Source organism: Calditrichota bacterium, from assembly GCA_013151735.1.
Classification (GTDB): Bacteria; Zhuqueibacterota; JdFR-76; order JdFR-76; family BMS3Abin05; genus BMS3Abin05.
Window position 1 is genome coordinate 1 of the sequence record JAADHR010000050.1, and the last position, 26,425, is coordinate 26,425.

Annotated in this window: 25 protein-coding genes; all 25 read left to right on the forward strand. The window is 47.8% G+C overall.

All coding sequences use genetic code 11. The annotated features are described in order from the left end of the window. Positions 1 to 60 precede the first annotated feature (60 nt). Positions 61 to 210: a hypothetical protein gene (locus tag GXO76_03160; protein ID NOY76852.1), complete on the forward strand. Its 150-nt coding sequence runs from the start codon at positions 61 to 63 to the stop codon at positions 208 to 210. Continuing rightward, positions 194 to 1,357, forward strand: coding sequence for a hypothetical protein (locus GXO76_03165; protein ID NOY76853.1), 1,164 nt, complete (start codon positions 194 to 196; stop codon positions 1,355 to 1,357). Before GXO76_03160 ends, GXO76_03165 begins: the two co-directional genes overlap by 17 nt. Next, positions 1,354 to 2,790 carry a hypothetical protein gene (locus GXO76_03170; GenBank protein NOY76854.1) on the forward strand — a complete coding sequence of 479 codons (1,437 nt, stop codon included), beginning with the start codon at positions 1,354 to 1,356 and terminating at the stop codon, positions 2,788 to 2,790. Before GXO76_03165 ends, GXO76_03170 begins: the two co-directional genes overlap by 4 nt. Positions 2,791 to 2,824: 34 nt before the next feature. Continuing rightward, positions 2,825 to 3,784: a hypothetical protein gene (locus tag GXO76_03175; GenBank protein ID NOY76855.1), complete on the forward strand. Its 960-nt coding sequence runs from the start codon at positions 2,825 to 2,827 to the stop codon at positions 3,782 to 3,784. A gap of 107 nt (positions 3,785 to 3,891) precedes the next feature. Next, positions 3,892 to 4,788, forward strand: a complete 897-nt coding sequence (locus GXO76_03180) for a PorV/PorQ family protein (GenBank protein NOY76856.1) — start codon at positions 3,892 to 3,894, stop codon at positions 4,786 to 4,788. A gap of 175 nt (positions 4,789 to 4,963) precedes the next feature. After that, entirely contained in the window at positions 4,964 to 7,108 is a 2,145-nt protein-coding gene (locus GXO76_03185) for a DUF1926 domain-containing protein (protein ID NOY76857.1), read from the forward strand. Positions 7,109 to 7,120: 12 nt separating this feature from the next. Beyond that, positions 7,121 to 8,704: a S41 family peptidase gene (locus tag GXO76_03190; GenBank protein ID NOY76858.1), complete on the forward strand. Its 1,584-nt coding sequence runs from the start codon at positions 7,121 to 7,123 to the stop codon at positions 8,702 to 8,704. A gap of 173 nt (positions 8,705 to 8,877) precedes the next feature. Continuing rightward, a complete protein-coding gene (locus GXO76_03195) occupies positions 8,878 to 9,501 on the forward strand; it encodes a MotA/TolQ/ExbB proton channel family protein (GenBank protein NOY76859.1) in 624 nt (207 codons plus the stop codon). Positions 9,502 to 9,525: 24 nt separating this feature from the next. Continuing rightward, positions 9,526 to 9,927 (forward strand): biopolymer transporter ExbD, encoded by a 402-nt coding sequence (locus GXO76_03200; GenBank protein ID NOY76860.1) that lies wholly within the window; start codon positions 9,526 to 9,528, stop codon positions 9,925 to 9,927. Positions 9,928 to 10,018: 91 nt separating this feature from the next. Continuing rightward, on the forward strand, positions 10,019 to 10,531 hold the full coding sequence (locus tag GXO76_03205) for a biopolymer transporter ExbD (GenBank protein NOY76861.1): 513 nt from the start codon (positions 10,019 to 10,021) through the stop codon (positions 10,529 to 10,531). An 11-nt stretch (positions 10,532 to 10,542) separates the two neighbouring features. Continuing rightward, entirely contained in the window at positions 10,543 to 11,193 is a 651-nt protein-coding gene (locus GXO76_03210) for an energy transducer TonB (protein ID NOY76862.1), read from the forward strand. 318 nt (positions 11,194 to 11,511) lie between these two features. Beyond that, a complete protein-coding gene (locus GXO76_03215) occupies positions 11,512 to 12,765 on the forward strand; it encodes a SpoIID/LytB domain-containing protein (protein ID NOY76863.1) in 1,254 nt (417 codons plus the stop codon). 165 nt (positions 12,766 to 12,930) lie between these two features. Next, a complete protein-coding gene (locus tag GXO76_03220) occupies positions 12,931 to 13,401 on the forward strand; it encodes an SPOR domain-containing protein (GenBank protein ID NOY76864.1) in 471 nt (156 codons plus the stop codon). 63 nt (positions 13,402 to 13,464) lie between these two features. Further along, positions 13,465 to 13,992, forward strand: a complete 528-nt coding sequence (locus GXO76_03225) for a hypothetical protein (protein NOY76865.1) — start codon at positions 13,465 to 13,467, stop codon at positions 13,990 to 13,992. Positions 13,993 to 14,012: 20 nt separating this feature from the next. Beyond that, complete coding sequence (locus GXO76_03230) at positions 14,013 to 17,084, forward strand: BamA/TamA family outer membrane protein (GenBank protein NOY76866.1); 3,072 nt, start codon at positions 14,013 to 14,015, stop codon at positions 17,082 to 17,084. 35 nt (positions 17,085 to 17,119) lie between these two features. Then, entirely contained in the window at positions 17,120 to 17,854 is a 735-nt protein-coding gene (locus GXO76_03235; GenBank protein NOY76867.1) for a cytochrome c biogenesis protein CcdA, read from the forward strand. A gap of 245 nt (positions 17,855 to 18,099) precedes the next feature. Continuing rightward, on the forward strand, positions 18,100 to 18,795 hold the full coding sequence (locus tag GXO76_03240) for a VTT domain-containing protein (GenBank protein NOY76868.1): 696 nt from the start codon (positions 18,100 to 18,102) through the stop codon (positions 18,793 to 18,795). A gap of 89 nt (positions 18,796 to 18,884) precedes the next feature. After that, complete coding sequence (locus tag GXO76_03245) at positions 18,885 to 20,021, forward strand: glycosyltransferase family 4 protein (GenBank protein NOY76869.1); 1,137 nt, start codon at positions 18,885 to 18,887, stop codon at positions 20,019 to 20,021. A 1-nt stretch (position 20,022) separates the two neighbouring features. After that, positions 20,023 to 21,447, forward strand: coding sequence for a DUF2851 family protein (locus tag GXO76_03250; protein ID NOY76870.1), 1,425 nt, complete (start codon positions 20,023 to 20,025; stop codon positions 21,445 to 21,447). A 12-nt stretch (positions 21,448 to 21,459) separates the two neighbouring features. Further along, on the forward strand, positions 21,460 to 21,963 hold the full coding sequence (locus GXO76_03255) for a methylated-DNA--[protein]-cysteine S-methyltransferase (GenBank protein NOY76871.1): 504 nt from the start codon (positions 21,460 to 21,462) through the stop codon (positions 21,961 to 21,963). A 197-nt stretch (positions 21,964 to 22,160) separates the two neighbouring features. After that, positions 22,161 to 22,541: a phage holin family protein gene (locus GXO76_03260; protein NOY76872.1), complete on the forward strand. Its 381-nt coding sequence runs from the start codon at positions 22,161 to 22,163 to the stop codon at positions 22,539 to 22,541. 178 nt (positions 22,542 to 22,719) lie between these two features. Continuing rightward, positions 22,720 to 23,541, forward strand: coding sequence for an ABC transporter permease (locus GXO76_03265; GenBank protein ID NOY76873.1), 822 nt, complete (start codon positions 22,720 to 22,722; stop codon positions 23,539 to 23,541). Between the two features lie 3 nt (positions 23,542 to 23,544). Beyond that, a complete protein-coding gene (locus GXO76_03270; protein NOY76874.1) occupies positions 23,545 to 24,273 on the forward strand; it encodes an ABC transporter ATP-binding protein in 729 nt (242 codons plus the stop codon). A gap of 167 nt (positions 24,274 to 24,440) precedes the next feature. Beyond that, complete coding sequence (locus GXO76_03275) at positions 24,441 to 25,460, forward strand: MCE family protein (GenBank protein NOY76875.1); 1,020 nt, start codon at positions 24,441 to 24,443, stop codon at positions 25,458 to 25,460. Positions 25,461 to 25,500: 40 nt separating this feature from the next. Beyond that, the gene (locus GXO76_03280) at positions 25,501 to 26,409 is read left to right on the forward strand and encodes a hypothetical protein (GenBank protein ID NOY76876.1); all 909 of its coding nucleotides are present in this window, start codon (positions 25,501 to 25,503) and stop codon (positions 26,407 to 26,409) included. Positions 26,410 to 26,425: the final 16 nt, after the last annotated feature.

The window sequence follows — 26,425 nt, forward strand, 5'->3', positions numbered from 1 at the left end:
GTTGAGAATGCGCCTTTTGGCATTGAGTCTGCTAAAAAAGCCGGCCTGTTTTGTGTCGCAGTGGAATCCACTTTGAATGCCGAGTATCTTCGTGAAGCCGATCTGATTTTCCCGGGATTACCGGATGTCCTGAAGAATCTGGACAAAATTCTGCAACTTGCGGAAGCAAGGGATGAAATCCTGGTTAAAAATAATGCATATAAAATTTGAGGGCTTTGAACACATGATTTTAAAATTTCTGCGAGTTGTTTTGATCTTTTCCGTCTCACTTGTTTTTTTCGCCGGCTGTCACGAAACAAGCACCCAGCCGACATCGGTCGAACCGGTCGTTCAATCCATTCAGGCCCCGGAAAAGGTGTACACGGAATCGAATGAGATGATTACCATTCGTGTGAATGCCTGGGACCCTCAGGGCGTGTCCGATTTGAAAACCGTCACCTTTACGCTTCTGGATTCTTCGGGTGCCTTTGCTTCCGGTCATTTTAACGATGACGGGACTGACGGGGACATCATCCCCGGAGACGGGCAATTTACCGGTGTATTTTCCGGGAAGGATTTTGCCGGGCACGGAACACGGGTCTTTCTGCAGGTGGCGGCTGAGGACCAAGAAGGGCACGTGAGTTCTCCTGCCAGGGATACGATTCTTGTTCATTCGGGGAAAATGAATGCCCTGCCGAAAATTATCTCAATTACCCTCCCCGACAGTGTGAATCTGGCCGTGGATTCGGTCCTGACACTTTCGGCCGCACTAACCGACCCCGATGGGGAGGCTGATTTGCTGGGTTTGGGTGTTCAGGTATTTCCGGCTCAGGGAGTCAGTCCCGTGTGGCAAGACACACTTTTTTACACGGGTGCGTCCGGCACCGGGCAGATTGAGGGGCAGCTGCCCATTTTAATCTTCAAAAACAAGCAGGGAGAGTACATTTTTCGTCTGACGGCGCTGGACAAATCCGGCGGGTCAAGCGAGGCTGTCATCCGAATGGTACACGTTTTCAAGATCGTTCACAACGATCCCCCGGTGCTGTCGGAACTTTCCGCACCCGACACGGTTTCCCGGTCGTCGGGACAACATTTTGTCCTGTCCGTAAGGGTGACGGATCCACAGGGACTGGCCGATGTGAGCCAGGTGTATTTTAACACCTACAAACCCGATGGAACGCCCTCCAGCGGAAATCCCTTTTTCATGCGGGATGATGGTCAGGGCGGCGATGCCACCGCCCACGATGGCATCTATTCCCTTGGAATTTCAATTTCCACTCAAAATGCAACCGGAAATTACCGATTTGTATTTTATGCGGTCGATTATTCCGGGGCAGTCAGTCAACCGATTGTTCATATAATTACGGTGGTTCCATGAAAAAAATTGTTTTCCTCCTGGTGATGTTTGTTTTTTCGATGCCGGTGTCTTCTCAGGTTTTACAGAAGGGCTCCTGGGATTTGGGAAAGGCGTCTCAAAGTTCCCGGATTTCCGGAAACAGTATTACGGATATTCTTGTGAATCAAAATGCGGTGTGGCTGGGTACCGGTGCGGGTCTTTCCAAGACAACAGACGACGGCGAAACCTGGCAAAATTTTGGGCACGCCGATGGATTGGGGCGCGGCGGCGTTTCGGCCTTTACTCTGGCCGGGGATACCATCTGGGTGGCCACGGCATTTGATTCCCTGACAAAAGATGCCGGACGGCTTCCGGCAGGCGGGGGATTGAGCTGGTCCGCTGATGGGGGACTAACCTGGACGCACATCCCCCAGCCGGGGACAACGCCGGTTCAAAACGTCACGTTTGACATTGCGATTTTGCATTCCACAATCTGGATTGCCAGCTACGGTGGAGGCCTGAAGAAATCCGAAGATTGGGGACAAACCTGGGTCGACAACCCCCCGGATTCCTTCTTTTTTGATCCTCTGGCGCATCTGAACCATCGGGCCTTTTCGGTGATTACGGTGGGCAATTCCCTCTGGGTGGGAACCGCCGCCGGAATTAATCGGAGTCTGGATGGAGGGAAAACCTGGGTCAATTTTAACCACACCAATGAGGAGCACCCCATTTCCGGAAATTTTGTGGTGGCACTGGCCCACCAGAGGCTTGGGAATCGGGACGTCATCTGGGCGGCCACCATTCCGGCCGTCGATTCCACGGAATTCCGGGCGGTGTCCTGGAGCGACGATTTTGGCTACACCTGGCACACCACCCTGAAGGGAAATTTTGCCCACAATTTTGCCTTTGACGATTCCGTCGTTTACGTGGCCACCGACAGCGGCCTGTTCAAATCGGCCGATGGGGGACAAACCTGGGCCCATTTTCCGCCGGTTGTAGATTCTCAAACGGGTGTCGCGTTACTGACAACCGAATTCTATTCGGCCGGCATCTCCGACGGGCACGTTCTCTGGGGCGGAAGCAACGATGGGTTGGTTCGCACGGCGGACAACGGTCGTACCTGGAAAATTTTTCGAACCTTTGAACCGTTGGGGCAAAAGGGTGCCGGGGAAACATACGCCTACCCGAATCCGTTTTCACCCCTGCGCCAGAATGTGATCAACGGAAACGGCCACGTGCGGTTTCATTATTATCTGCCAAAACCCGCAACGGTTTCGGTAAGAATTTACGATTTTTCAATGGATCTCGTGAAAACGGTGGTTTCCGGGAAAATGCGCCCGGCAGCAGGGGAGTACGACGAAGTCTGGGACGGAACCAACGATGCCGGAAATCCGGTGGCCAACGGGGTGTATTTTTATAAGATTGAGCGCTCGGGACTCGATCCGGTGTGGGGAAAGGTAATGGTTCTCAATTGAAAAAAGGAGTGTACTGTTGAAAAAATACGCTGTAATGCTGTCGGGTTTCCTTTTTCTTTTTGCTACGTCGGTTTTTGCGTACGATGCCGGTGGATATGCGGGTTCCTTCCTGCGAATGGGGCTGGGTGCCCGGGCCATCGGGATGGGAAATGCGTTTACGGCAGTCCCTCAGAGCGCCTTCGCCGGATTCTACAATCCCGGCGGACTGCCGTTTCTGGAGAATCCTCAGGTGGCCTTTTCCGGAGGCATTCTTTCGCTGGACCGGACACACAATTACGTGGGATTTGCCACGCATCTGCATCCGCCAACGGACCGGAAATCGGCGGATTCCCGCACATCCTTTGATGCGGGTTTCTCCCTCGGGTGGGTGAATAGCGGCGTTTCCAACATTGACGGCCGGGATTCCAACGGAAAACCGCAGGGAAGCTTTTCAAGCTCCGAAAATGCCTTTCTATTTTCATTTGCCATTCGGCCGCTGAATCGTGTGGGCATCGGATTTAGTGCGAAGGTTTTGTACACGCGTTTGCCGAAGGTGAAAGAGGACAATTCGGCCCTGTCCACGCGCGGGATGGGACTCGATTTTGGTGTTATGGTGCACCCTGTAGATCGCCTCTTTTTGGGAGCGGTTCTCCAGGATGTCCGATCAAAATATTCGTGGAACACCGAACACGTCTGGGAACGGGGGACCACAACGGTTGATAATTTTCCAAAAATTCTCCGACTGGGTGGCTCTTACGTATTTGGGAAGAATTTTTTGATTTCAATGGAATCGCATTATAATTTTGAACAGGGCTGGCGGTTTTATTCGGGTGCAGAGTACAGCTACCAAAATCGATTGGTCGGACGGGTGGGCTTTAAGGCCGATCACTTGACCTTTGGTCTGGGAATCAATCTGAAAATCTGGCGGCTGAATTCTCAAGTAGCCTACGCCTACGATGCCAACCCCGTTCTGCCCTGGGGGGATCAGTTTGTATCGTGGATGATCGAATTGTAAATGCCGGGCCGGTACCGGAAACGGCCTGTTGAATCATTGCGGACTCGGGGTTTGGCGGGGCTGCCGTGTAAAAATTCAAATCTGTCGAATAGAGGAGGAGACGTATCTTGAAAGTGAAACTCGGTGCATTTTTGCTGGTGTTTGCCTTGCTGGTTTCCACAGGGCGTGCCCAAACGGGAATTTCGGGTCTGGCCCTGGAAGTGGGCGGCCAGGCAGCCGGAATGGGTGAAGCCTATTCTGCGGTAACCTCGACGCCGGTGGCCCTGTACTGGAATCCTGCCGGTTTAAATCAGGTTTCGGATGTGCAGATTGACATGGCCCACAATCAGTGGATTCTGAATATTCGGAGCGATTTTGTGGCTATTGCCTGGCCGATCCGAAATTTTCACGTGGGTGCCTTTGTCAGCCTGACCAATGTCGGAGGGATCGAATACCGGGAGGGACCGTCGCGAACCCCTCTGGCAACCGTCGGTGAAAGCTCCTTTATAACCGGTGTGGGTGCGTCCAAATCGGTGCGCTCCTGGCTTGATGTAGGTGTGGCTGTCAAATATCTGTACTACAAGATTTTTATCAATCAGAGCTGGGGAATCGCCCTGGATGCAGGGACGCAAATGCGAACCCCCGTGCAGGGATTGGTGCTTGCCGCAGTCATTCAAAACCTGGGAAAAATGACGCCAATCTACGATGAGACAATGAAACTTCCGGAGCAAATGCGCTTGGGCGTGGCTTACCGCATTCCCGGAAAAATTCTGGAAGGGAACTGGCTTTTTGCATCTGATTATTTTATTGGATTTTCGAGCAAAAATCACTTAAATTTTGGTGTTGAATACAGGCTGTTTCATCAATTGTCGCTGCGAGCGGGGTACCAGACGAATTACGAAATCAAGAGCTGGCATGCCGGGGCGGGTTTCAGAGGGCACAACTGGCAGATCGATTACGGTTTTGTACCTCTTAATTTGGGCCTTGACCCGGGGCACCGCGTATCGTTAACATTTTACTTGTAAGCATAGCCGTTTCGATGGCGTTTGGCGGGCAACGGTTTTTGGGGTGGAACAGAACGGAATTTTGAGGTCTTGTGTTGTACCATCTGGAAAAAAGCGGGTACTGGAAGAACAGAGAAAATACTAAGTGTTGAAATGAAATCCGCCTTTGGCGAATGACGTGAGGTAAGGAGTAAGAGTGAAGACGGTTACGCTTGTTTTTGGGGTTCATGATCATCAACCGGTTGGAAATTTTGATTTTGTTTTTGAAGATGCGTATCAGCGGGCTTATTTACCCTTTTTGGATGTTCTGGAGGCCCATCCAAGAATTCGACTGGCCATGCATTATTCGGGTATTCTTTTTGAGTGGATTTTGGAGCATCACCCGGATTACGTGAATCGTCTCCGGAAAATGGTCCGGTCGGGGCAGGTAGAAATGATGACCGGAGCGTATTACGAGCCGATTTTAATTTCCATTCCGGATGCGGACAAAAAAGGGCAAATTCTAAAACTGACGAAAACACTCAAGAAACAAACCGGCTATTCCGCAAAGGGGCTGTGGTTGGCAGAGCGGATCTGGGAACCCCATCTGCCCAAGGTTTTAAAAGAGGCAGGGGTTACCTACACCATTGTCGATGACAGCCATTTTAAATATGCGGGTCTTCGGGAGGAAGAACTGACCGGCTACTATGTGACGGAGGAACAGGGAACGACGCTCAACATTTTTCCGATTAGTGAAAAATTGCGTTACGCTATTCCATTTAAAGAGGTTGACGTCACGATGGATTTTCTGCGCAGCCTTGCCACGGAAGATGGGTCGAAAATGGCCATTTTTGCGGATGACGGAGAAAAATTTGGCGTGTGGCCGGGAACCTACGACCATGTCTACGAGAAGGGTTGGCTGGATGCCTTCTTTACGGAACTGGAAAAGAATCTGGATTGGATCCGGATGATTCATTTTAGCGAGGCCGTTGACCAGATCAAACCCCTGGGACGGGTATATTTGCCCACGGCGTCGTACCGCGAAATGATGGAATGGGCCCTTCCGGCTCAGGCCACGCGCGATCTGGAGGATTTTGAAGATGTTTTGAAACTTCAAAATCTTTTCGAACCGTACGGAATTTTTGTTCGCGGCGGATTCTGGCGGAATTTTCTGGCGAAATATCCGGAATCCAATAATATGCACAAAAAAATGCTCTACGTGAGTGAAAAGGTGTGGCGGGCAAAAGACGCACTCTCAAAATCGGATTCCAAAAAGGCGCTGGATCAGCTCTGGGCAGGCCAGTGTAACTGCCCCTACTGGCATGGCGTATTTGGCGGCTTGTACCTGGCCCATCTGCGTTTTGCCATTTATCGGAATTTGATTCGGGCAGAGGTCCTTGCCGATCGGGTGTTATCGTCCGCGGAAACGATTCGGGTGCTCAAAAGGGATTTCGACGGTAACGGCTACGATGAGCTTTTGGTCGAAACGCCGCTCGCCAACCTTTATTTTGATCCTCAGATTGGCGGGCAATTGTTTGAATACGACCTTCGTCAAAAGGCCATCAATTTACTGGATACCATGAGCCGCCACGAAGAAGCGTACCATCGCAAACTCACCGAAGCCGCTCAAAATTCACCCTCCGACTCCGGGGATGAGGTCGCTTCCATTCACGATTTGGTGGTCACCAAAGAAGAAGGACTTGAAAAGCTGCTGAATTACGATTGGTACAAGCACCACAGCTTGATCGATCATTTTTTTAATCCGAATACAACCGTTGAACAGCTTATGGCGGTTAAATATGGTGAGGACGGGGATTTTGTCAATCAACCCTACACGGTTCGAACCCAACACAAAGACGGGAAACTGCTGGTCGTCCTTACTCGGGATGGCGGTGTTTGGGTTGAAGGCGTCCTGACGCCTGTTCGGGTTCAGAAAAAGATTTGGGTCGCGGCTGATCAATCCGTCCTGGATGTGACCTATTCCATTGAAAACAAATCCGATCGCACAGTGCCCCTGTTTTTTGGGGTGGAATGGAATTTTGCGTTGATGGCCGGGAAAAGTCCCGATCGCTATTACGAGATTCCGGGAGTCACCCTGGAAGAGAATTTTCTGGCCAGTGTGGGGGAAACCCCCGAGGTTTCCGAACTTTGGCTAAAAGATGAGTGGCTCAAACTTGGTATTCAGTTTTTATTTGATCAACCGGCTACACTGTGGCGCTTTCCCATCGAAACCGTTTCACTTTCCGAGGCGGGATTCGAAAAGGTCTATCAAAGCTCTGCCGTGGTGCCCACATGGAGATTTGAGCTGAAGCCGGGACAAAAAAAATCCCTGCATTTTGTGAATAAAATAGTCTCCCTTTAATCGATTGAACGGATGAAAAAAACGGCATCAAAAAAGCGTTTTTTCCTTGTTCTGCTTGTAACGGGTCTCTTCCTGTATCAGTTTGGCGGACAAATTCTTTTGTCCACCACCACCACATTTGACCAGATCCGGCGCTTCATCATGGCCTTTAATGCCATCCGGGAATTCTACGTGGACGATGTGAGTCCGCAGGTTCTGGTGAATTCCGGGATCCGCGGGATGTTGGAAGAACTGGATCCCCACTCCGTATTTATTCCTCCCGAGCAGTTGAAGGAGCTTAACGAGGAATACTCGGGCGAATACACCGGCGTGGGTATCGAATATGTGGTTCAAAATCGCTTGCCTGTTGTGATTTCACCCATTCCGGACACGCCTGCTGATAGATTAGGCATTCGGCCGGGTGATACCATCGCAGAAATTGATGGTGAATCGACTTACGGTTTGACCGATGAAGAGCTTCGCCGAAAGCTCCGCGGGCCGCCCGGAACCACCGTCCGCCTGACCATTCGGCGGGAAACGCTGTCAACGCCGATTACATTTACGCTGACGCGGGCTGAAATTCCGGTATTGAGCGTTCGAACCCATTTTATGCTGGAACAGGGGGTTGGGTACATTTACCTGTCGCGCTTTTCAAAAACAACCAATGAAGAATTCCAAAAGGCATTGGTCGATCTGGAACTGGCGGGAATGAAGAAGCTGATTCTGGACATGCGTTACAATCCGGGCGGCTATCTGGAACAGGCGGTAAAGGTGGCCGATAAATTTCTGCCCGGCGGAAAACGAATTGTTTACACGCGCGGGCGCATTCAATCGGCCAATGAGGATTATTATTCTACTGATCGGGACACGCACCCCAATTTCCCGCTGGTTATTTTAATCAATCACGGGACCGCTTCTGCAGCAGAAATTGTGGCCGGTGCGTTGCAGGATTGGGATCGGGGGGTGATTGTGGGGGAGACGAGTTTTGGAAAGGGGCTCGTTCAGAATCAAATTCCATTAAAAGATGGTTCGGCCATTCGAGTCACCATTGCCCGGTACTACACCCCCAGCGGGCGCCTCATTCAACGACCCTACTCAAAAGACCTGTACAGCTATTACAATCAAACAGCTGACGATACCAGACAAAATCCTTATGCGCTAAAGAAGGTGTACACCACATTTTCGGGTCGAAAAGTTTACGGAGGGGGCGGAATCCGTCCGGATATCCTCATAAAAACACCCAAAATTACCAGCACAACCTCACTTCTTTTATCAAAACAGGCATTTTTTGAATTTGCCGTCACCGAAAGCCACTACCTGAAAAGTCATTATCGTTCATTTGAAACGTATAATGCCTTGTTTGATGTGGATGCCTATGAGCTCCAGAAGTTTTTAACCTTTTTGGAAGATAAAAATATTTACATAAATAAACGGGAGTTTTTAAAGGATCGGAAATTTATTCAACGCGAAATCAAGGCGGAGATCGCCCGCAACTTGTGGGGAACGCAAGCCTATTATCGCATTTCAGTCAAAAATGATCCTCAGGTGAAAGAAGCCTTGCGTGCATTTCCTCTGGCCGAGAAATTGGCATCGCTGGAAACGGGTCTCAAAAAATAAGCCTTCGGCGGCAAATTCAAAAATTTTTGGAACAAAATAATTTGTAAATAGTCTTATTTGTAAAAATATATAAAAAAGGTGTTGACTTTTTACAAAAAATTAATTATTATTTTTCACGTATTATCTAAATGTAAATATGGAGACTTGTACCAACTTAAGGAGTGTAACACATCATGGTAGAATATTTTGTCAGAGGCGGCGCCTTTATGTGGCCAATTTTATTTTTCTTCGTTTTTGGATTGGCGGTTGTAATTGAGCGATTCTGGACACTGTCCCGTGCATCCATCAATACACGAAAATTCATGGAAAAGATTCGAGGAGCCCTGGATGAAGGCGGCATTCCAAAAGCGATGGAAGTGTGTGAAAACACGCGAGGTCCCATTGCATCCATTTTCCATGCAGGCTTGTTACGGTCAAATCGCGGTATCGATCAGGTCGAAAAGGCCATTATGAACGCCGGCGCTATTGAAATGTCCTTTTTGGAAAAAGGGTTAATCTGGCTGGCCACGGTTATTAGCATTGCCCCAATGCTTGGTTTTACCGGAACGGTACAAGGAATGGTGCAGGCATTTGACGCCATTGCTGCAGCCAATGACATTTCTCCGGCAATTGTGGCAAATGGTATTTCCGTCGCCTTGTTGACTACATTATTTGGTCTAATCGTCGCTATTACGATTCAGTTTTTCCATAACTATTTTGTGGATAGAATTGACCACATCATTGTTGATATGGAAGAAAGCTCAACAGAGTTTATCGACGCCCTTTTGGAACGTGAAGATAAACTTGGTTTGAAATAATTCTAAGCGAGAGGGATTTAAATCATGCTTTTAGAAAAGGAAAGAGAACGAACAGCTGAAGTCCCAACATCCTCTCTTGCCGATATTGCATTTTTATTGTTAGCATTTTTTCTGGTTACAACTACAATTGATGTGGATAAAGGAATTGGATTGACCTTGCCTCCCATCGGTCAGGAAATAAAGGTTCGTGAAAAAAATATCACGAATGTGCTGATTAATGAACAGGGCGAGGTTCTGATTGATAATCAATTGGTACAGATTCCAGCCATTAAGGATATTATCAAACAGAAAATTATGCAAAATCCCAAATTGATCGTATCCATCAAGACTCAACGGGGTACAAAATATGGTACCTACATAAAGGTGCTGGATAAGATCAAGGCAGGAGGAGCGACCAGAATTTCAATAGCCGAACCGGAAACGTAACGTTTTTCACTCGGCTCGGGATTTTCAGTTTCCCGCCTACAGGGAACAATATGACAAAAAAAGATGTTTACTTTAGCAGGAGAATAAATAAATGTCAGATAATTCTGATAAGCACAATGAAAAACCTACAGGAGAAACAGGTGGTCCGTCAGAAGCCTCTTCGAAAGGAGCGGTGTACAATCCTCCTGAAAAAATAAAGTTTAAGAAAAAACAGAAGGCTTCTTCTCAGATTCCAACGGCTTCGATGCCGGATATTGTCTTTATGTTGTTGCTGTTTTTTATGGTTTCGACTGTAATGAAACAATATACCGGGCTGCCTGTAAATCTTCCGACGGCTCATAAGATTGAGAAATTGCCCGGCAAACGAAATGTGCTTCATATCTGGATTGATAAAAAGGGCCGTATTTCGATTGATGATAAACTGGTTGAATTAGGAGCCGTAAAAAATATTGTTTATAATAAACTTGTTGAAAATCCGCGTATTATTGTCTCCATGAAAATCGATAAGGATTCGGATATGGGGATTGTGATGGATGTGCAACAAGAATTGCGAAAAGCAAATGCTTTGCGCATCAATTATTCAACAAAATATGGAGAATCATGAGGTGATTAATCATGGAAATTAGCGAACGCCTTAAATTCAAGCTCGACTATAAAAAGAGGCTTGAGCTTGGTTTGGTCATTTCGCTTTTACTACTTATTGTTGCTTTTCAAGGATTTAAGCGATTTCAGTCGAAGCGAGAATTACCAAAGGCGGAAAAGGTCATCATTAAGGCAGAGGAAATTCCGCCTACTGAGCAAATTAATCGTCCGCCTCCACCGGAACGTCCGGCTGTGCCTGTTCCGACAGAAGATGAGGATGTTCCCGAAGACGTGACGATTGAGAGTACCAATATCGATTTTAATGAGGAACCGCCTCCACCGCCTCCACCGCCGGAAGAGGAATCGGAAACGCCTATTTTTGTGGCTTACGATAGTCCCCCGGAACCCATTGGCGGATTCGGCGCCATTCAGAAAAACCTGAAATATCCTGAAATTGCGCGCAAGGCGGGTGTAGAAGGAACGGTGATTATTCAGGTTCTGATTGATGAAAAAGGCCGGGTCATCAAAACAAAAGTTTTGAAATCACTCGGGAACAACGGGTGTGACGAAGCAGCGATTTCAGCCATTCGCAAAACCCGATGGAAACCGGCTATGCAGCGAGATAAACCGGTAAAGGTCTGGGTGAGTATTCCGGTGATCTTCAAATTGAAAAATTCTGGATAATCAATCGGTTCGAAAGACACAATTAAGGGCAGTATCCCGGAAGGAATACTGCCCTTTTTGTTTTGGAGGTATGAGCGCCCTGCAAAATCGTATCAGCTTAACTGATTAAAATAAGAATAGCATTTGCGGTCAAGAATTTATATATTTTAGTGTTTTTAAAACTATCAAAACATACCTTGAATTCCGGGAAAAAATATTTGGATCACAATGCCAGACTATTTTTATTTGTGGATGGGCCGCGTTGCCTGGTTGACGTAGTCTGTTTCGGGGCTGGCCGCATGCTCTTTGAGGATAAACCCATATTCCCCCAACTAAAAAATGACAGTTAATCGGAAAAAATATTCTTTGGCAGGGGCTTTTATTGCGGGCCTTATGCTTTTAGTTGGCTGCGCGGGGCTAACTCCCCAGCCGGTCAATCGGAATGCCGTTCCCCGGCTGCACGTTTTGTTGATTCGGGATGCACCGGAGGTTCAGATCTCCTTTAAGGGGACCATTCAGATTCGCCAATCAGAAAATCTTCTGTTTAAGCTGCACGCCAAACATAGCCCGCTAACGATCAGGCCGTCGGAAGAAGCGGGTCTTGTTTTAGAAAACGGGCAAACTCGTTTTGAAACACGGTCCGATTCCATTCAATTGTGGTCAGAAGGGAAGCATCTGTTTGCCCTTCGGAGCAAACATTACCGCGGAGGCCTGTGTATTTCCATTACGAAAACCGGCAACCTGCGTGTTACCAATGAACTTGATCTGGAATCGTATTTGAAAGGGGTTGTCCCTGCCGAGATTGGAGAGGGAAACCGGCAAATATTAGAGGCCCTTAAAGCGCAAGCCGTTGCTGCCCGAACGTACGCCTTTGAAAAAATGCAAAACACAAAAAATGGAAATCCACCCGTTTTACAGGCCACCGTTTCGGACCAGGTTTACGGGGGTGCCGATGCGGAATCCCGGTGGACCACTCGCGCGGTAGAAGCCACCACGGGAGAGATTGCCGTTTTTCACGGGAAACCCATTCACGCCTTTTATTCTTCCACCTGCGGCGGCCGGACGGAACCCGGCCGGGATGTGTGGCCGCAGCTTTATGCGCCCTATCTGAAGGGCGTTGCTGATGATTTTGGAGAAGGGGCCTTTTGCCGGGATTCCCCGCATTATCGGTGGTTGGAGTTCTGGTCCTCCGGCGAGTTGGATTCCCTGCTTGTAAAGAATCTTTCCGATCGAAAAATGTACCGGCCACGCTGGGGACATCTGAAAGACCTAAAGGTGCTCAGCCGGTTTCCTTCCGGAAGAGTAAAGGATTTACTGATTGTTTTTCAATATGGAAAACAGATCATTCACGGAAATCGAATTCGCTGGATTCTTACCCCGGTCGATCGGCCCGTTCTAAGAAGCACCCTGTTTCGTCTGATCTTGTACCGGGATAGAATGGGACTTCAGGGTATCCTGGCCGTTGGCGCTGGAAACGGCCACGGTGTGGGACTGTGCCAGTGGGGCGCCATGGGGATGGCAAAGGCGGGTTTCCGGTACGACCAGATTTTAAAGCAGTATTACCGGGGCGTAGAACTGCGAAAGCTCTATTAATCTCTTATTTCTTTAAAAAAGGGAGTGGCATCCAAAAAGGGGATAAAGGGTCTTGTATTAAAAGCAGTGATCGTTGGGTTTGGAAAAACACCGAAGGTGTTTGCATGAGCGATAAAATATTTTTTACGTTGACGCCAATTGCCGTTGGCGAATTGGAGAGTCACAATGCGTCAAAAAAATAAGTGGGTTTCATCGCTTGCATTAATTATTCTTGCAGGTATTCTCGCTGGGGGGTGCGCGGGTTTGCAGCCTCCGGTGCGGTATGTATCAGACGAGCAATTCGAAAAGGGACTGACCACCTCTGAGCAGGAATTCAGGAAACCCATTGACATTCTTCAGGGAGAGTGGTCTCCGGCCGATTCGTCGGACAGTCAGGCTGAATCGAAAACACGGCGGACTCATGTGCAGGGGAACTATTTTATTCAGATTATTTCCCTTTCAACGCCGCGTCAGGCGAAAAGATTTGTCCGGACAATGAAAAAGCTATACCCTCAGGCCGCGTTTTTTATCCGGCAGCGCGGAAAATATTGGGCGGTTTGGGTGGGCCGTTTTCGAAATCGAAAGGATGCACAAAAGGCCCTGGCCTCCACGTGGGTAAAAAAATTTCCCGATGCCTGGGTTGTTCACGAAAAATAATATGCTACCGGTGCGTATTTGAGTTAACGCCATAATAAATACAGGATTAATTCAGAATTTTTTATGAACCATCTTCCACGAAAAATTGTAGGTTTGATTATTATTATTTTGGGTTTTCTTGTCCTGGGATGTGTAAACCCCTTTGCGCCGAGAATTCAGGCATTGGGTGATTCTCAACTCATTGTCACTCAACAAAAAACGCCGGAAGAAGTCCTGCAAAATTTTCGTTACGCGTATGTTTTTAAGGATTCGCTTCTTTACAGCGATCTGTTGGATAGTAATTTTATCTTTGTCTATTTTGATCCGAGTCTTGGGACGTCCGGGCAGTTTGTATCCTGGGGACGTGACCTGGATCTGAAAACGACTGGAAGGCTTTTTCGCCAGTTTGATGTCATTGATCTGGTTTGGAACTCTACCGTTTACACGAACGTTCAAGAATCTACGGCCGAGTTATCAAAGAGTTTTGACCTCACACTCATGACCGGCGATGAAGACTTTCGAATCACCGGGAACGCCGTTTTTAGTTTCCGCAAAAACCCGTATGACCATAAGTGGAGGATTGTCCGCTGGAAGGACGAATCCAATCTTTAAGTAAAAATCAGGAAGGTATTATGAAACGCATATCAGCGGTTTTTTTGGTTTTATTACTTCCCGCGCTTGCTTTCGGTCAATTTGGGAAAAATAAGGTCCAATACACCGATTTTCACTGGGAATATCTGCAATCCGAGCATTTTGATGTCTATTATTACCCGGGTGCCGAGAAGCTGGCCGAATTTGTGGCGGATGTAGCCGAATCCAGCTACGTATCGCTCCGAAATGATTTTCGGTACGATTTGGTTGACCGTGTGAAAATTATTGTTTACAAAAGCCACAATGATTTTGAACAGACCAATGTTTCTTCAGGACTGCCGGAAGAGTCGGTAGGAGGCTTCACGGAATTCTTCAAGAACCGGGTCGTTATTCCGTTTGAAGGGGATTACGAACAATTTCGCCATGTCATTCACCATGAGCTTACCCATGCCGTTTCCATGCAGATGATCTACGGGGCCGGGGTTCAGTCCATTGTGATGGGAATGATGCGTTTCCAGATTCCCCTGTGGCTGGCGGAAGGTTTGGCTGAATATGAAAGCCTTCGCTGGGATACGGAAAGTGACATGTACATCCGGGATGCAGCCATCAACGGCTATTTGCCGCCCATTCAATCCATGTATGGTTTTATGAATTACAAAGGGGGACAAAATGTACTGTATTACATCGCTCAAAAATACGGCAATGAGAAAATCGGAGAAATCCTCGGAAAGATAAAAATCAACAAGAATATTGACCGCGGCCTGAAGCAGTCCATTGGGATCGGTGTAAAAGACCTTTCGAAGCGGTGGCACAAATATGTCAAAAAGCAGTATTGGCCGGATATTGCAGATCGCCTGGAACCGGATGATTTTGCTAAAAAAATGACGGATCACGTGAAATATCAAAATTTTATCAACAACAGTCCCTCTCTTTCTCCAAAGGGCGATAAGATCGCTTTCCTTTCGAATAAATCCGATTATTTTGATATTTACGTGATGAGTGCCATTGACGGGAAGATGCTGGGTCGGGTGGTCAAAGGGCAGCGAACCATGAATTTGGAAGAGCTGCACTGGCTTAAACCGGGGATTACCTGGTCGCCCGACGGGAAACGAATTGCTTTTTCTGCAAAGGGAGGCCCGAGAGATGTACTCCACATTGCGAGCGTGAGAAAACGAAAAATCGTAAAAACCTACAAGGTCGATCTCGATGGAATTTTTGCACCGTCCTGGTCGCCGGATGGGAAATCCATTGTATTTTCAGGGATAAAAAACGGACAAAGTGATTTGTACCAACTCACCCTGAAAACGGGAAAACTGACGCCTCTTACCAATGACATTTTTTCCGATCTGGAACCCCGCTGGTCGCCCGATGGGAAAGCCCTGGTTTTTACAAGCGACCGCGGTCCCTACACTCGTCCCGATGATTTGCCGAAAGGCTTCAAAATTCAGAATCACAATTATTCCAATCACGATATTTATGTTTTGCATTTACCATCCAGGCGGATTGAGCGCATCACGAAAACAAAGTTTACCGAAAAAAATCCCACCTGGTCGCCCGATGGAAAGAAAATTGTGTATGTGTCGGATGCGAATGGTATTTTTAATTTTTTCGTGTACAATACCGAAACCGATTCGACTTACCCGATTACGAATGTTCTGACGGGTGTTTTCCAGCCATCATGGGTGGGAGATGAGCTGGCGTTTACAACATTCTACAACGGGGGGTATGATATCTATCTGATGAAAAACCCGGGCGCGATTAAGCCGGGGGATATTCACTTAAAGGATACGGAATTCATTAAAAAGGTAAAGGCCGGAAAAATACTTCTGGCATCTACCTATCGGAAACTCAAGGAGCAGCCCAAATCCAAACTGGGAATGCGATCTGCAAATGACTTTCGGCATTTTGTTTTCGGCCGGAATTTACGGGCCAATATTCAACGGCCTGCGGGAAAAAATACCCGGAATGTTTTTCTGGATTCCACACAGTACAAACTGGCCTCCGGCGCGTACAAGCAGCATCCGTACCGGCTTAAATTTACACCCGATCTGGTGTATGGAAACGCCGGTTACAGTCAGTTTTTTGGGGTTCAGGGATCGACGGTGCTTTCGCTCTCGGATATCCTCGGAAACCATCGAATCGATATTTATTCCAATCTCTTTTACGACCTGCGCAATTCGGATTACCAGTTTGCCTACTATTATTTGCCCCACCGGATTGATGTGGGCGTAGGCGCCTTTCATTATGCCTACTTTTTTGTGACCGGTTGGAATACGATTATTCGGGATCGGAATTACGGCGGGAGTTTTTACCTGTCCTATCCTTTTAATCGCTACCAGAGGCTCGATTTCAGCACGACCTTTCTGGGGATTGACCGCCGGGACCTGTATTTTGATGTCAAACTCTACCAGCGGCGGGTTCTGGTATCCGGGTTGAGCTACGTAAAGGATACCGCCCTCTGGGGATGGACGGGCCCCAATAACGGTATGCGGATGAATCTTTCCCTCACATTCAGTCCGGGGGGCTGGGCGCACAGCATGGATTTTAAAACGGTTCGCCTGGACTACCGAAAGTATTTCCGGCTGAAAAAGGGGTACACCTTTGCCTGGCGTCTGGCCGGGGGGGCATCGTTCGGAAGAAATCCACAAAAATTTTTCCTCGGCGGCATGGACAATTGGATTAACCTCCGCTTTAAGGGCGGACTTCGAATTGACAATGCCGATGACGTGTATTTTTCATCATTCGAAACACCCCTGCGGGGCTATGATTATTACGAGCAGATTGGTACCCGCTTCTTTTTGACCAACTTCGAGGTGCGCTTTCCGTTTATTCGATATTTTATCATGGGAACCCCTCCCCTCTACTTGCAGAACATCCGGGGGACGCTCTTCTGGGATATGGGAAGTGCCTGGGAAAATGACAGCAGTTTTCGCTTTTTCAGCAAAAGCCCCCTTGGCAATGTGAGAATGGACGACGTGCTGGCAGGATACGGTTTTGGGGTTCGCATTTTTCTGGGCTATTTCTTGCTGCGGTTCGACACCGCCTGGAAAACCAATATTGCCACCAGAAGCCGTTCGCCCCGATATTATGTCTCGTTAGGTGCTGAATTCTAAATGTGATCTAATTTAAGAAGGAGGAATTTGTACGTATGGAGAATTTGAACTTGCTGACTGCTTTTCTGGGCGGAGTTATTTCATTCTTGTCACCTTGTGTGCTTCCATTGGTTCCGGCTTACATGTCGTTTATTTCCGGAATTTCATTTCAGGATATGACATCTGAGAATCGCGGCGCGGACGAAGTCAAGCTGGTCATGCTTAAATCGATTGTTTTCATTCTGGGATTTTCCCTCGTATTCGTTCTTCTGGGTGCTACAGCCACCTTTATGGGCAAATTCCTTCTAACCCATATGCGGATTATTATGAAAATTGCGGGTGTCATCATTATTATTTTTGGTCTCCACACGGCCCGCGTATTTCAAATACCCTTTCTTAATTACGAAAAACGATTCCACACGTCGGGGTCGGAACTTAGCTATCTGGGCACGTTCACACTGGGCCTGGCCTTCGCCTTCGGGTGGTCTCCCTGCATCGGGCCCATTCTGGCCGCCATTCTGGCCATGGCCAGTGTTCAGGATACGGTGATGAAGGGCGTGTTTTTGCTCGTTGCGTACTCCCTGGGGCTGGGCGTTCCGTTTTTCCTGACCGGCATTGCCACGAACTGGTTTTTGCGGGTATTCTCTGGCATAAAGAAACATTTTAAGACCGTCGAATTGATCAGCGGACTGTTCTTGATTGCCATTGGTGTGATGTTTTTCTTTAATTGGTTTACGCAGTTGTCCGCTCTTTTTGTGCGATTGTTTCCGTGGCTGATAAAAGTGGGTTAAACAACGGAAACACCGTCATAAAAAGGGACTCATCCGATTTGTTTTTTAATGCGACGATCTGAAATGAACGGGTCACAGTGAGTCGTTTGGCCAGTGGCAAATAGGGACGTATTTTGAAAGGGTCAGCTCGAAAACTGACCCTTTTTTATCGGCTACGTCCAATAATTACAGTTTCTTAATATTTTTGTTTGCATTTCAGGGGCAACTTTTTTATATTTAAACCGCATTTTTATAAAGGCTTGTTTATGAAAACCAGTGTACGCGGACATACATCAAATTATCTCGACGGAATTATTCCTTTTGATGTTCCTGAGGAAGAAGAGAAAAAGATCAGCATTATTAAATGGGCTCTTTTCATCGGATTGGCTCTTGGCAGTTTTCTGATTTACTATTTAAAGCTGTTACCCGGCCACTATAATGAATTGCTCTTTTTCTTTCTGGTGTTTAGTGTGTCCTGTAATTTTATTCCATTTCCTACCTATCTCCTGGTCATTTATATCAGTCACGATTTTAGCCCGTTTTTAATTACAGGCCTCGGCAGTATCGGGGCGACCATTTCCGGATTGATGGAATATAATTTTTTCAGCATCCTCCTCCGTTTCGATAAAGTTTCTCGCATCCGGAAAAATGGCCATTACCAAAAATATGCCGGCTATTTTGAAAAATTCCCGTTTTTCAGTATCCTCGTGGCTTCTTTTCTCCCGTTACCATTTGATTTTATTCGGATTATGGCCATTACCCAAAAATATTCAAAATGGCGTTTTGCTGCGGCCACATTTCTCGGGCGCATTCCAAGAATCTTTATTATTGCCTATTTGGGAAAACAAATTCCGTTTGCAAAAACGCTTGTCTGGGTTTTGCTTGGCGGAATCGTGTTGTTTGAGGTGGCGCGCCGAAGCATTCTTTATTTTAAACGGCAGCCTGCCTCTGATCAGCTTTGAGGTTTCTGTAAAGACGCGTGACAATCGATTGAAAACAAATTCCATTTCTGAAAAACGGTTTTCTTGAAAAGACAGTTATGTGAGAGTTGATGAAAAAAATCTGTATGCTGAGTACGGTTCACCGAAGCAATGATGTCCGCATTTTCTATAAAGAAGCTGTTTCTCTCTCCCAATCGGGGTTTCAAGTTGTCTTGTTGATTCATGACGATTCCGGAGACCGGGTTGATCGGGGGGTTTATCTAAAAGCGATTGGTCCGTCTCCTAAACGCAAGTCGGATCGATTGCCCAGCTTGTTTAAAATCTACAAAATGGCTTTGGCGGAAAAAGCGGATGCCTACCATTTTCACGACCCGGAGCTTTTGCCCGTCGGATTCTTACTCCGAATGCGCACACGCCGGCCGGTCATTTACGATTCCCACGAAAATTATGCGGCAACCGCTTTTGCAAGAGACTGGATTCCGGACCGCATAAAATCATGGGTTTCTTTTGTCGTAAATAAGGCAGAGGTTTTTATTTCCCGGCGGTTGACAGTGGTGATTACGGTGGTGGAGGATCAGGATGCGCGGTTCAGGCGGTCCCATTGCAAGACCCTGCCGATTTACAACTATCCCATTTTGGCTTTTTTCCCCGACCCGGTAAAACCCTGGGAAGATCGTCCCATTCATGCCGCCTACGTCGGAGGATTATCCATGGCCAGAGGCGTTCGTACTCTCCTCGGTATTGCAAAAAAAATTAAGACGATCATTCCCGATTTTCGGATGCTCTTGATTGGCCCGTTTAGTGATCCCTTTGTTGAAAAAGAGGCGCTTGCGCAAATCCGCCGGAATCAACTGGAAGAAACCATTATTTATGATGGCGTGCTTCCCAGTGAATCCATTGGGCAAAGGCTCCAACAGGTGAAGCTCGGGTTAATCCCTTTTGAGAAGAATCCCAAGTTTGAAAAGATGTTTATTCCGACCAAATTGTTGGAATATATGGCCAGCGGAATGCCCATCATTGCCAGCGATTTTCCGTCGAATCGCTTGTTTATTGAAAAATATTCCCTTGGGAAATTGGTCCCTCCCGGAGATGTGGATGCGTTTGTGGAGGCCATTGTCCATCAGTTAAGGGATCGGGAGGGTTCCATAGAAATCAGCAAGCGGGGTGTTGAAATTGCACGAAAAAGCTATCGGTGGGAAAATGAGGCAGCGAAACTCATCCATTTTTATCAAAACGTGTTGAATTAAAATGTTGGTTCACGACACATCGAAAATCGCAGAGAGTTTTCTGTACCATATCTGGGATGGTGGTCATCTCAAGCAGGAAAACCTTCGCACGACCGATGGCAAGCCGATTGAGATCATTTCCAAAGGCAAATGGAATGTGGATGCCGGGCCTGATTTTCGTGAAGTTATTTTGAAAATCGATGGGCAGTTGCAGCGCGGGGACGTCGAAATTCACACCCAGGAAGCCGATTGGTTTACCCACAAACATCAGATCGACCCCAAATATGAACAGGTTATTCTTCATGCGGTCCTGTGGGAAAGCAAAACCGCAAAACCGGCCAGAACAAAATCGGGCCGAATCATTCCCACGCTGATTCTGGGGAACTTCCTGGATGAGTCTCTGGAGCGTTTGCAGGTTACCATTGAAGGGGAATTGTTTGGCACGAAGCGAATCCCGAATGTTTGTCTGCTGGGGCAGCGGAAGAAGGCGGAAATTGCAGTGGCGCTGGACAAGTGGGGGTTGGAGCGGCTTCGGATTAAAAAAGACCGGTTCAAGGAGGAATTAAATTATTTCAATTATGATCAATTGATTTATCAGGGGATTATGGAAGCGCTGGGGTATTCAAAAAATCAGCGGCAATTCCTGAAGCTGTCCCTGAAAATGCCGGTAGAAATCATCTGGGAAATTGTTCGTACGTACGCCGCGGAAAAACAGGAGCTGGTGGCCCAGTCGCTGTTATTTGGGGCCGCTGGATTTTTACGGGAAGACCGAATGTCTTCGTCTGACTATGTGCGAAAATTACAAAAAATGTGGCAGCGCCTTTCGCAAACATTCGATTTTGAGCCCCTGGCTGCGCATGAATGGCAGTTTTTTCGCTTGCGTCCCACAAACTTTCCCACCCTTCGGATTGCGGCAATGGCGCATCTGGTCGTCGCTTTTCATGACCGGGGGTTTCATGCCCGTCTGTTGGATGTCTTCTTGAATAAAAAAGCATCCCCCGGGAAATTGGCCAGGGACATTCGAAAGTTGTTGGTGGTTGAGGCCCGGGGATACTGGCAAACCCATTATCAATTGGCGGGCGAAGAGACGGCGCATCCCCAATTTCATTTAAAGCACCTTATCGGAAACGGACGGGCCAACGAAATTGTGGTGAACGTTATTTTCCCCCTGCTTCTCGCATTCGCCGAGGAAACCGGCGATAGCGAACTGGCCATGCGGATAAGAGAAACCTATCTTCATTCACCCAAGCTTCAGGAAAACAAAATTCTTCGCCAGATGAAGGAACAGATCCTTTCGCTGGACAAAGAAAAAGTGGCCGTCGTGGTTTCGGCGGCGCGTCAACAGGGTCTCATTCACATTTTCAAGCATTTTTGCAGAAGCTGGCGCTGTTCCGAGTGCATAAAAGCAGTGGCCCGGGAAATCAATCGGGAAGGGTCTGAGATCTAACAGGGAAATAAAATGGTCACTTATGGGATTTATTATTTGGATGGCCTGGGAAATGTGGGCATCGTTTCCACAGAAAACGGGGTGTATCGGATTTTTTTGCAATTAACCGACAAAAATCAATTGGTGAGGGAAATGGAGGCAAAAACCCATCAGAAAATCCAGGAAGACAGTCTCCGAAACCGTCCATATTTTGAAGAGATTCAGTCGTATTGGAAAGGCGGTCGGAAAGAATTTGATCTGCCGCTGGATTGGTCAGCCGTTTCTTCTCCTTTTGACAAACGGGTTTTACGCACGTTGCAAAAAATTCCCTTTGGAGAAACGATCTCGTATCAGGGGCTGGCCGAGAAGGCCGGGTACCCCAAAGCCGCCCGGGCCGTGGGAGGCGTCATGCGGCGCAATCCGTTTCCCATTCTTATTCCCTGCCATCGGGTTCTGCGAAAAGGCGGAGGTCTGGGCGGATATACCGGGGGGATTGATCTAAAAATACGGCTTTTGCGGATAGAAGGCCGGATTTAATTTGTCTCTTTCCTTTCTTTTCTCCAGCGTTCATAAATTGCTTGACTGTACAGTCAATAGTTTTTATCTTTAAAAAAGAAGTATTTAGTCGTTAAATAATCCGCACGTTGGTGAGCGGCCATAAGCCCATTTTGTGATTGGGCTTTGGCAAATAGGTCATAAAATGACGAGTGGATTGGTTAAAGGGAGGAATCCTAATGCGCGGTTTTGTGGTTCGCTGGGTTGTAAATGCGCTGGCATTGATTTTGACAGCGATGATTATTAAGGGAATGGATTTTCAGGGCATTCTTTCCCCGTTTGTGGCTGCACTGGTTATCGGCGTTTTAAACGCCGTGCTGCGTCCTTTTCTGATTTTGATTACCCTTCCCATCAATATTCTTTCGTTGGGGGTGTTTACATTTGTTGTGAATGGTTTTCTTATTTACATGACGGCCAAAGTGGTGAACGGATTCACCATTGAAAATTTCTGGGCCGCTTTCGTTGGGGCTATTTTACTGAGCATTATCAGCTTTCTTTTGAGTCTTTTCATCAGCGATAAGGGAAAGATTGAGACGCTCACTGCCAGACGGTCCAAGTAGCGGCTGAACCGTGCTCTTTTTCTCTCATGAAAAAGACGCTGCAGGAATGAGCCTTTTGTGATAATGAGGGGGCAGTTTGCCGGTGAAAGAATCCCCCCAGTCTTTTTGTTTGTACCTTCGCGGCGATGTCCGCCTGGGGCAGGTTGGATTGAGCTTGCAGAAAGAATGATTACGGGTTATGAAATTGACATTTTTTAAAGAAGAAACACTGGCTGTCAAGGAATCCTGGCGATTTTTTCGCGAGAAGGTTCGCGAATATGAGGATCACACCGGGCGATTGGCCTATCTTTTTTGGGACACGCTTCGCTTTAGTTTCCGCCGCCCTTTTGAATGGGATACCGTGCTGGAATATCTGGAAAAGCTGGGGGTAAAATCTCACGGCATTGTGATGCTGACCTTCTTTTTTCTCGGAATGGTTATTACGGTGCAGGTGGCCTTTTCCCGATCCAATTTTGCCGGACGGGCTATTGTGGGGGCAGCGGTTGCAGCCGGCCTGGTGAAAGAGTTTGGCCCGCTTCTCACCGGTTTACTGGTTGGCGGACGAGTGGGGTCGGGCATGACGGCGGTGATTGGCTCGATGAGTGTTACCGAACAGATTGATGCCATTCGCTCCCTTGGGGCCAGCCCCATAAAAAAATTGGTGGTTCCCCGCTTTTTGGCCACGCTTGTGATGATGCCCGTTCTTACAATAATGGGTGATTTTTGGGGAATGGTCGGCGGTCTGGTGGTGGCCAAATTAAATCTGCGGATGAGCACCTTCCAGTACATCAATCCGGCCATAAACGCCCTGGCCATTTCGGATATTACGGTGGGCATCGTCAAATCCGTTTTTTTCGCCATTATTATTTCAATGGTGGGGTGCTACAACGGCTTCAGCGTACGTCACGGCGCCGAAGATGTGGGAAACTCGACCACGAATACCGTTGTAGCCAGTTTTATCCTGATTATGATTTCGGATTTCTTCCTGACAAAACTCTTTGTAATTTTTATTGGCGGCTGATGGATGAACGATTTTATTGTTTTCGAGGATTTGCATAAGCGCTTTGGAGAACACGAGGTGCTGAGAGGCATCAATCTCTCCATTGCAGAAGGAGAAACCATTGTTATTCTTGGCGGCAGCGGTGCCGGAAAAAGTGTGCTTTTGCGTCACATCAACGGTCTCCTGAAACCCGACGAAGGACGCATCCTGGTGGACGGAGAAGACATTACTGATTTTTCCGAAGAACAGCTTATTCCTGTGCGAACAAAGGTGGGAATGGTTTTTCAGGGCGGTGCGCTGTTCGATTCCCTGGATGTTTTCGAAAATGTGGCCTACGCGCTGCGGGAACACACCCATTTTTCGGAAGAAGAAATCGCCGTCCGTGTACGAGAGAAGCTGCGATTGGTGGGGCTTGAGGGCTCCGAGGATATGATGCCGTCCGATTTGTCCGGAGGGATGAAAAAGCGGGTCAGCCTGGCGCGGGCCCTTGCGATCGAGCCCAAAGGGCTGTTGTACGATGAACCCACAACGGGTCTGGATCCGATTATTGCAAAAAAAATAAATGAGATGATCCGGAATCTTCAAGAAATTCTTGGGGTGACATCGGTTGTGGTCACACACGACATTAAAAGTGCGTTTACCGTTGGGGATCGAATTGCTCTTTTGTACAAGGGGAAAATCCGATTTGTGGGCACTGTTGAGGAAACCCGTGCAACAGATGATCCGATTGTAAGAGAATTTATCGAAAGTTAGCTTTGTGATTTTTAGAAACGGCAGGAAAGCACGGGTGTTGCAGAACCTTAAACGAATTCTTTTTGTTTTAAAGGATTTCCATCTGCGGAAAAGTGATTTCGCTTTTTCAGGAAATGGAATCTCCGCTATCGGGCAAGAACTGTTGGATCAAATAAATAGGAGTTTCCATGAATAGACGATTTGTTCGAGAGTCTCGTGTGGGCGCCCTGATTTTGGTGGCTTTTATTGTTCTGATTATTGCCATTTTTTCAGTGGGTCAGCAGCAAAAGGTGTTCGGAGAAAAGGTCCGCTACAAGATTTTATTCTCCAATATTAACGGGCTCCATCGGGGCGACGCGGTGATGCTGAACGGGGTCAACGTAGGCTATGTGGAACGCATTCAATTTCCGGAAGATCTGTCCAAACAGAGTATCGAAGTGACGATTCGCGTACAGAAGGATATTCACAACCGGATTCGGGAGGATTCAGAGGCTCGGATCGGCTCGCTGTCTTTGGTCACCACGCGTTTTGTAAGTCTGTCGATGGGAAGCGCGTCCAGCCCTCCCCTGCCTCCGGGATCGTACATTCGGGCAGCCAAATCAATTGGGTATGAGGATGTGCTGAGCAGCAGTGATGTGGTCATTCAAAATATTGGCACAATTGCCGAGAATTTGCAAAAGATCGTTGCCAACATCTCGGAAGGGAAGGGGCTTCTGGGAAACCTTATCACACAGCCGAATCCGGAATTTCAGGAAACCCTGTCGAATTTGCAGAAGACCAGCCGGGATTTGAAAGTGCTTCTTGCTCAGGCCAAAGCAGGGAAAGGCGCCCTGGGGTACATGCTGAGTGATACCGTCAATGTGGCAAAAACGGTTGAAAATCTGCGGGAAACCAGCGAACGCTTAAACCGGGTCTCGAAACAGCTGGAAAATTCCCAGTCGCTGATCGGCAAGCTGCTGAATGACCCGAAATACGGGAAGAGCGTTGCGAAGAATTTGGCAGATGTTTTGCAGTCACTCAAAAATATTACGGCAAAAATTGACTCCGGCAAGGGCACATTGGGTGCGATGGTAAACGATCCGGAAATGTACTGGGCCTTGCGTGATGCCCTGTACGGCGTCGAATCCAATCGGTTTTTGCGGTGGTTTTTGCCCAGGACACGAGAAAAAGGCGAATCTCTCCGAAAGGAGATGAAACGGCGGAAATAGGGAAGCACGACAATCAATCTCTTAAAAAGGGAACGGAACCATGTTTGGATTAGGAAAACCGGTAAAGGTAGGTTTGGCCCTTGGGGGCGGTGGAGCCAAGGGATTTGCACATCTGGGCGTGCTCAGAGTGCTGGAAGACAATCATATTCCGATTCAGATTATTACGGGAACAAGCGCCGGTTCGATTGCGGGGGCCATGTACGCCCAGTTGGGACGCATTGACGCGGTTGAAGAAAAAATGCTTGGGCTTCTGCGGACGGATTTCATCAAAAAAAATAAATTGGATCTCATGGTTCCGCCCAAAGAGTGGGAGCGGCAAAAACTCCTCAAGCGGGTGGGATATTTTGTAAAACAGCAGTTTATTCTTTCCCGGACCTTTGTTCGGATGAGCTTCTTCGAAGCCGATGTTTTGGAAGAGGCTCTTTCGTATCTGCTGGAAGATACGGATATTCGCGAAACCAAAATTCCTTTCGGCGCTGCCACGGTAGATTATCTCTCCGGACAAAGGATTCTTTTGACGGAGGGCCCGATTCGAAAGGCCGTGGCGGCCAGCTGCACCATCCCCGGCGTATTTCCGCCGGTTCCCTGGGACGGCATGAAATTGGTAGATGGGGGCGTAACCAGCCTGGTTCCGGTTGTTGAAGCGCATGAAATGGGCGCCACATTCGTGATCGGGGTCAATGTGAGTCCCGGGATTGAAGAGGACCTCGATGTTCGGAATGCGCTTGAACTGATGTTCCGGGCAGACGAAATTACCAGTCATTATTTGACCATGGAACAATTGAAACAGGCTCACGTTGTCATCCACCCCGATTTAGGCCGGATTCACTGGGCCGATTTTAAAAATGCGGATACCATGATCCGCATTGGAATGGAAACGGCAGAGAAAAAGATTACGGAAGTCAAAAAAGCCCTGAAAAAGAAAAAACGCCATCATTGGCTTATTTAGGGGCAGCTGAATATCG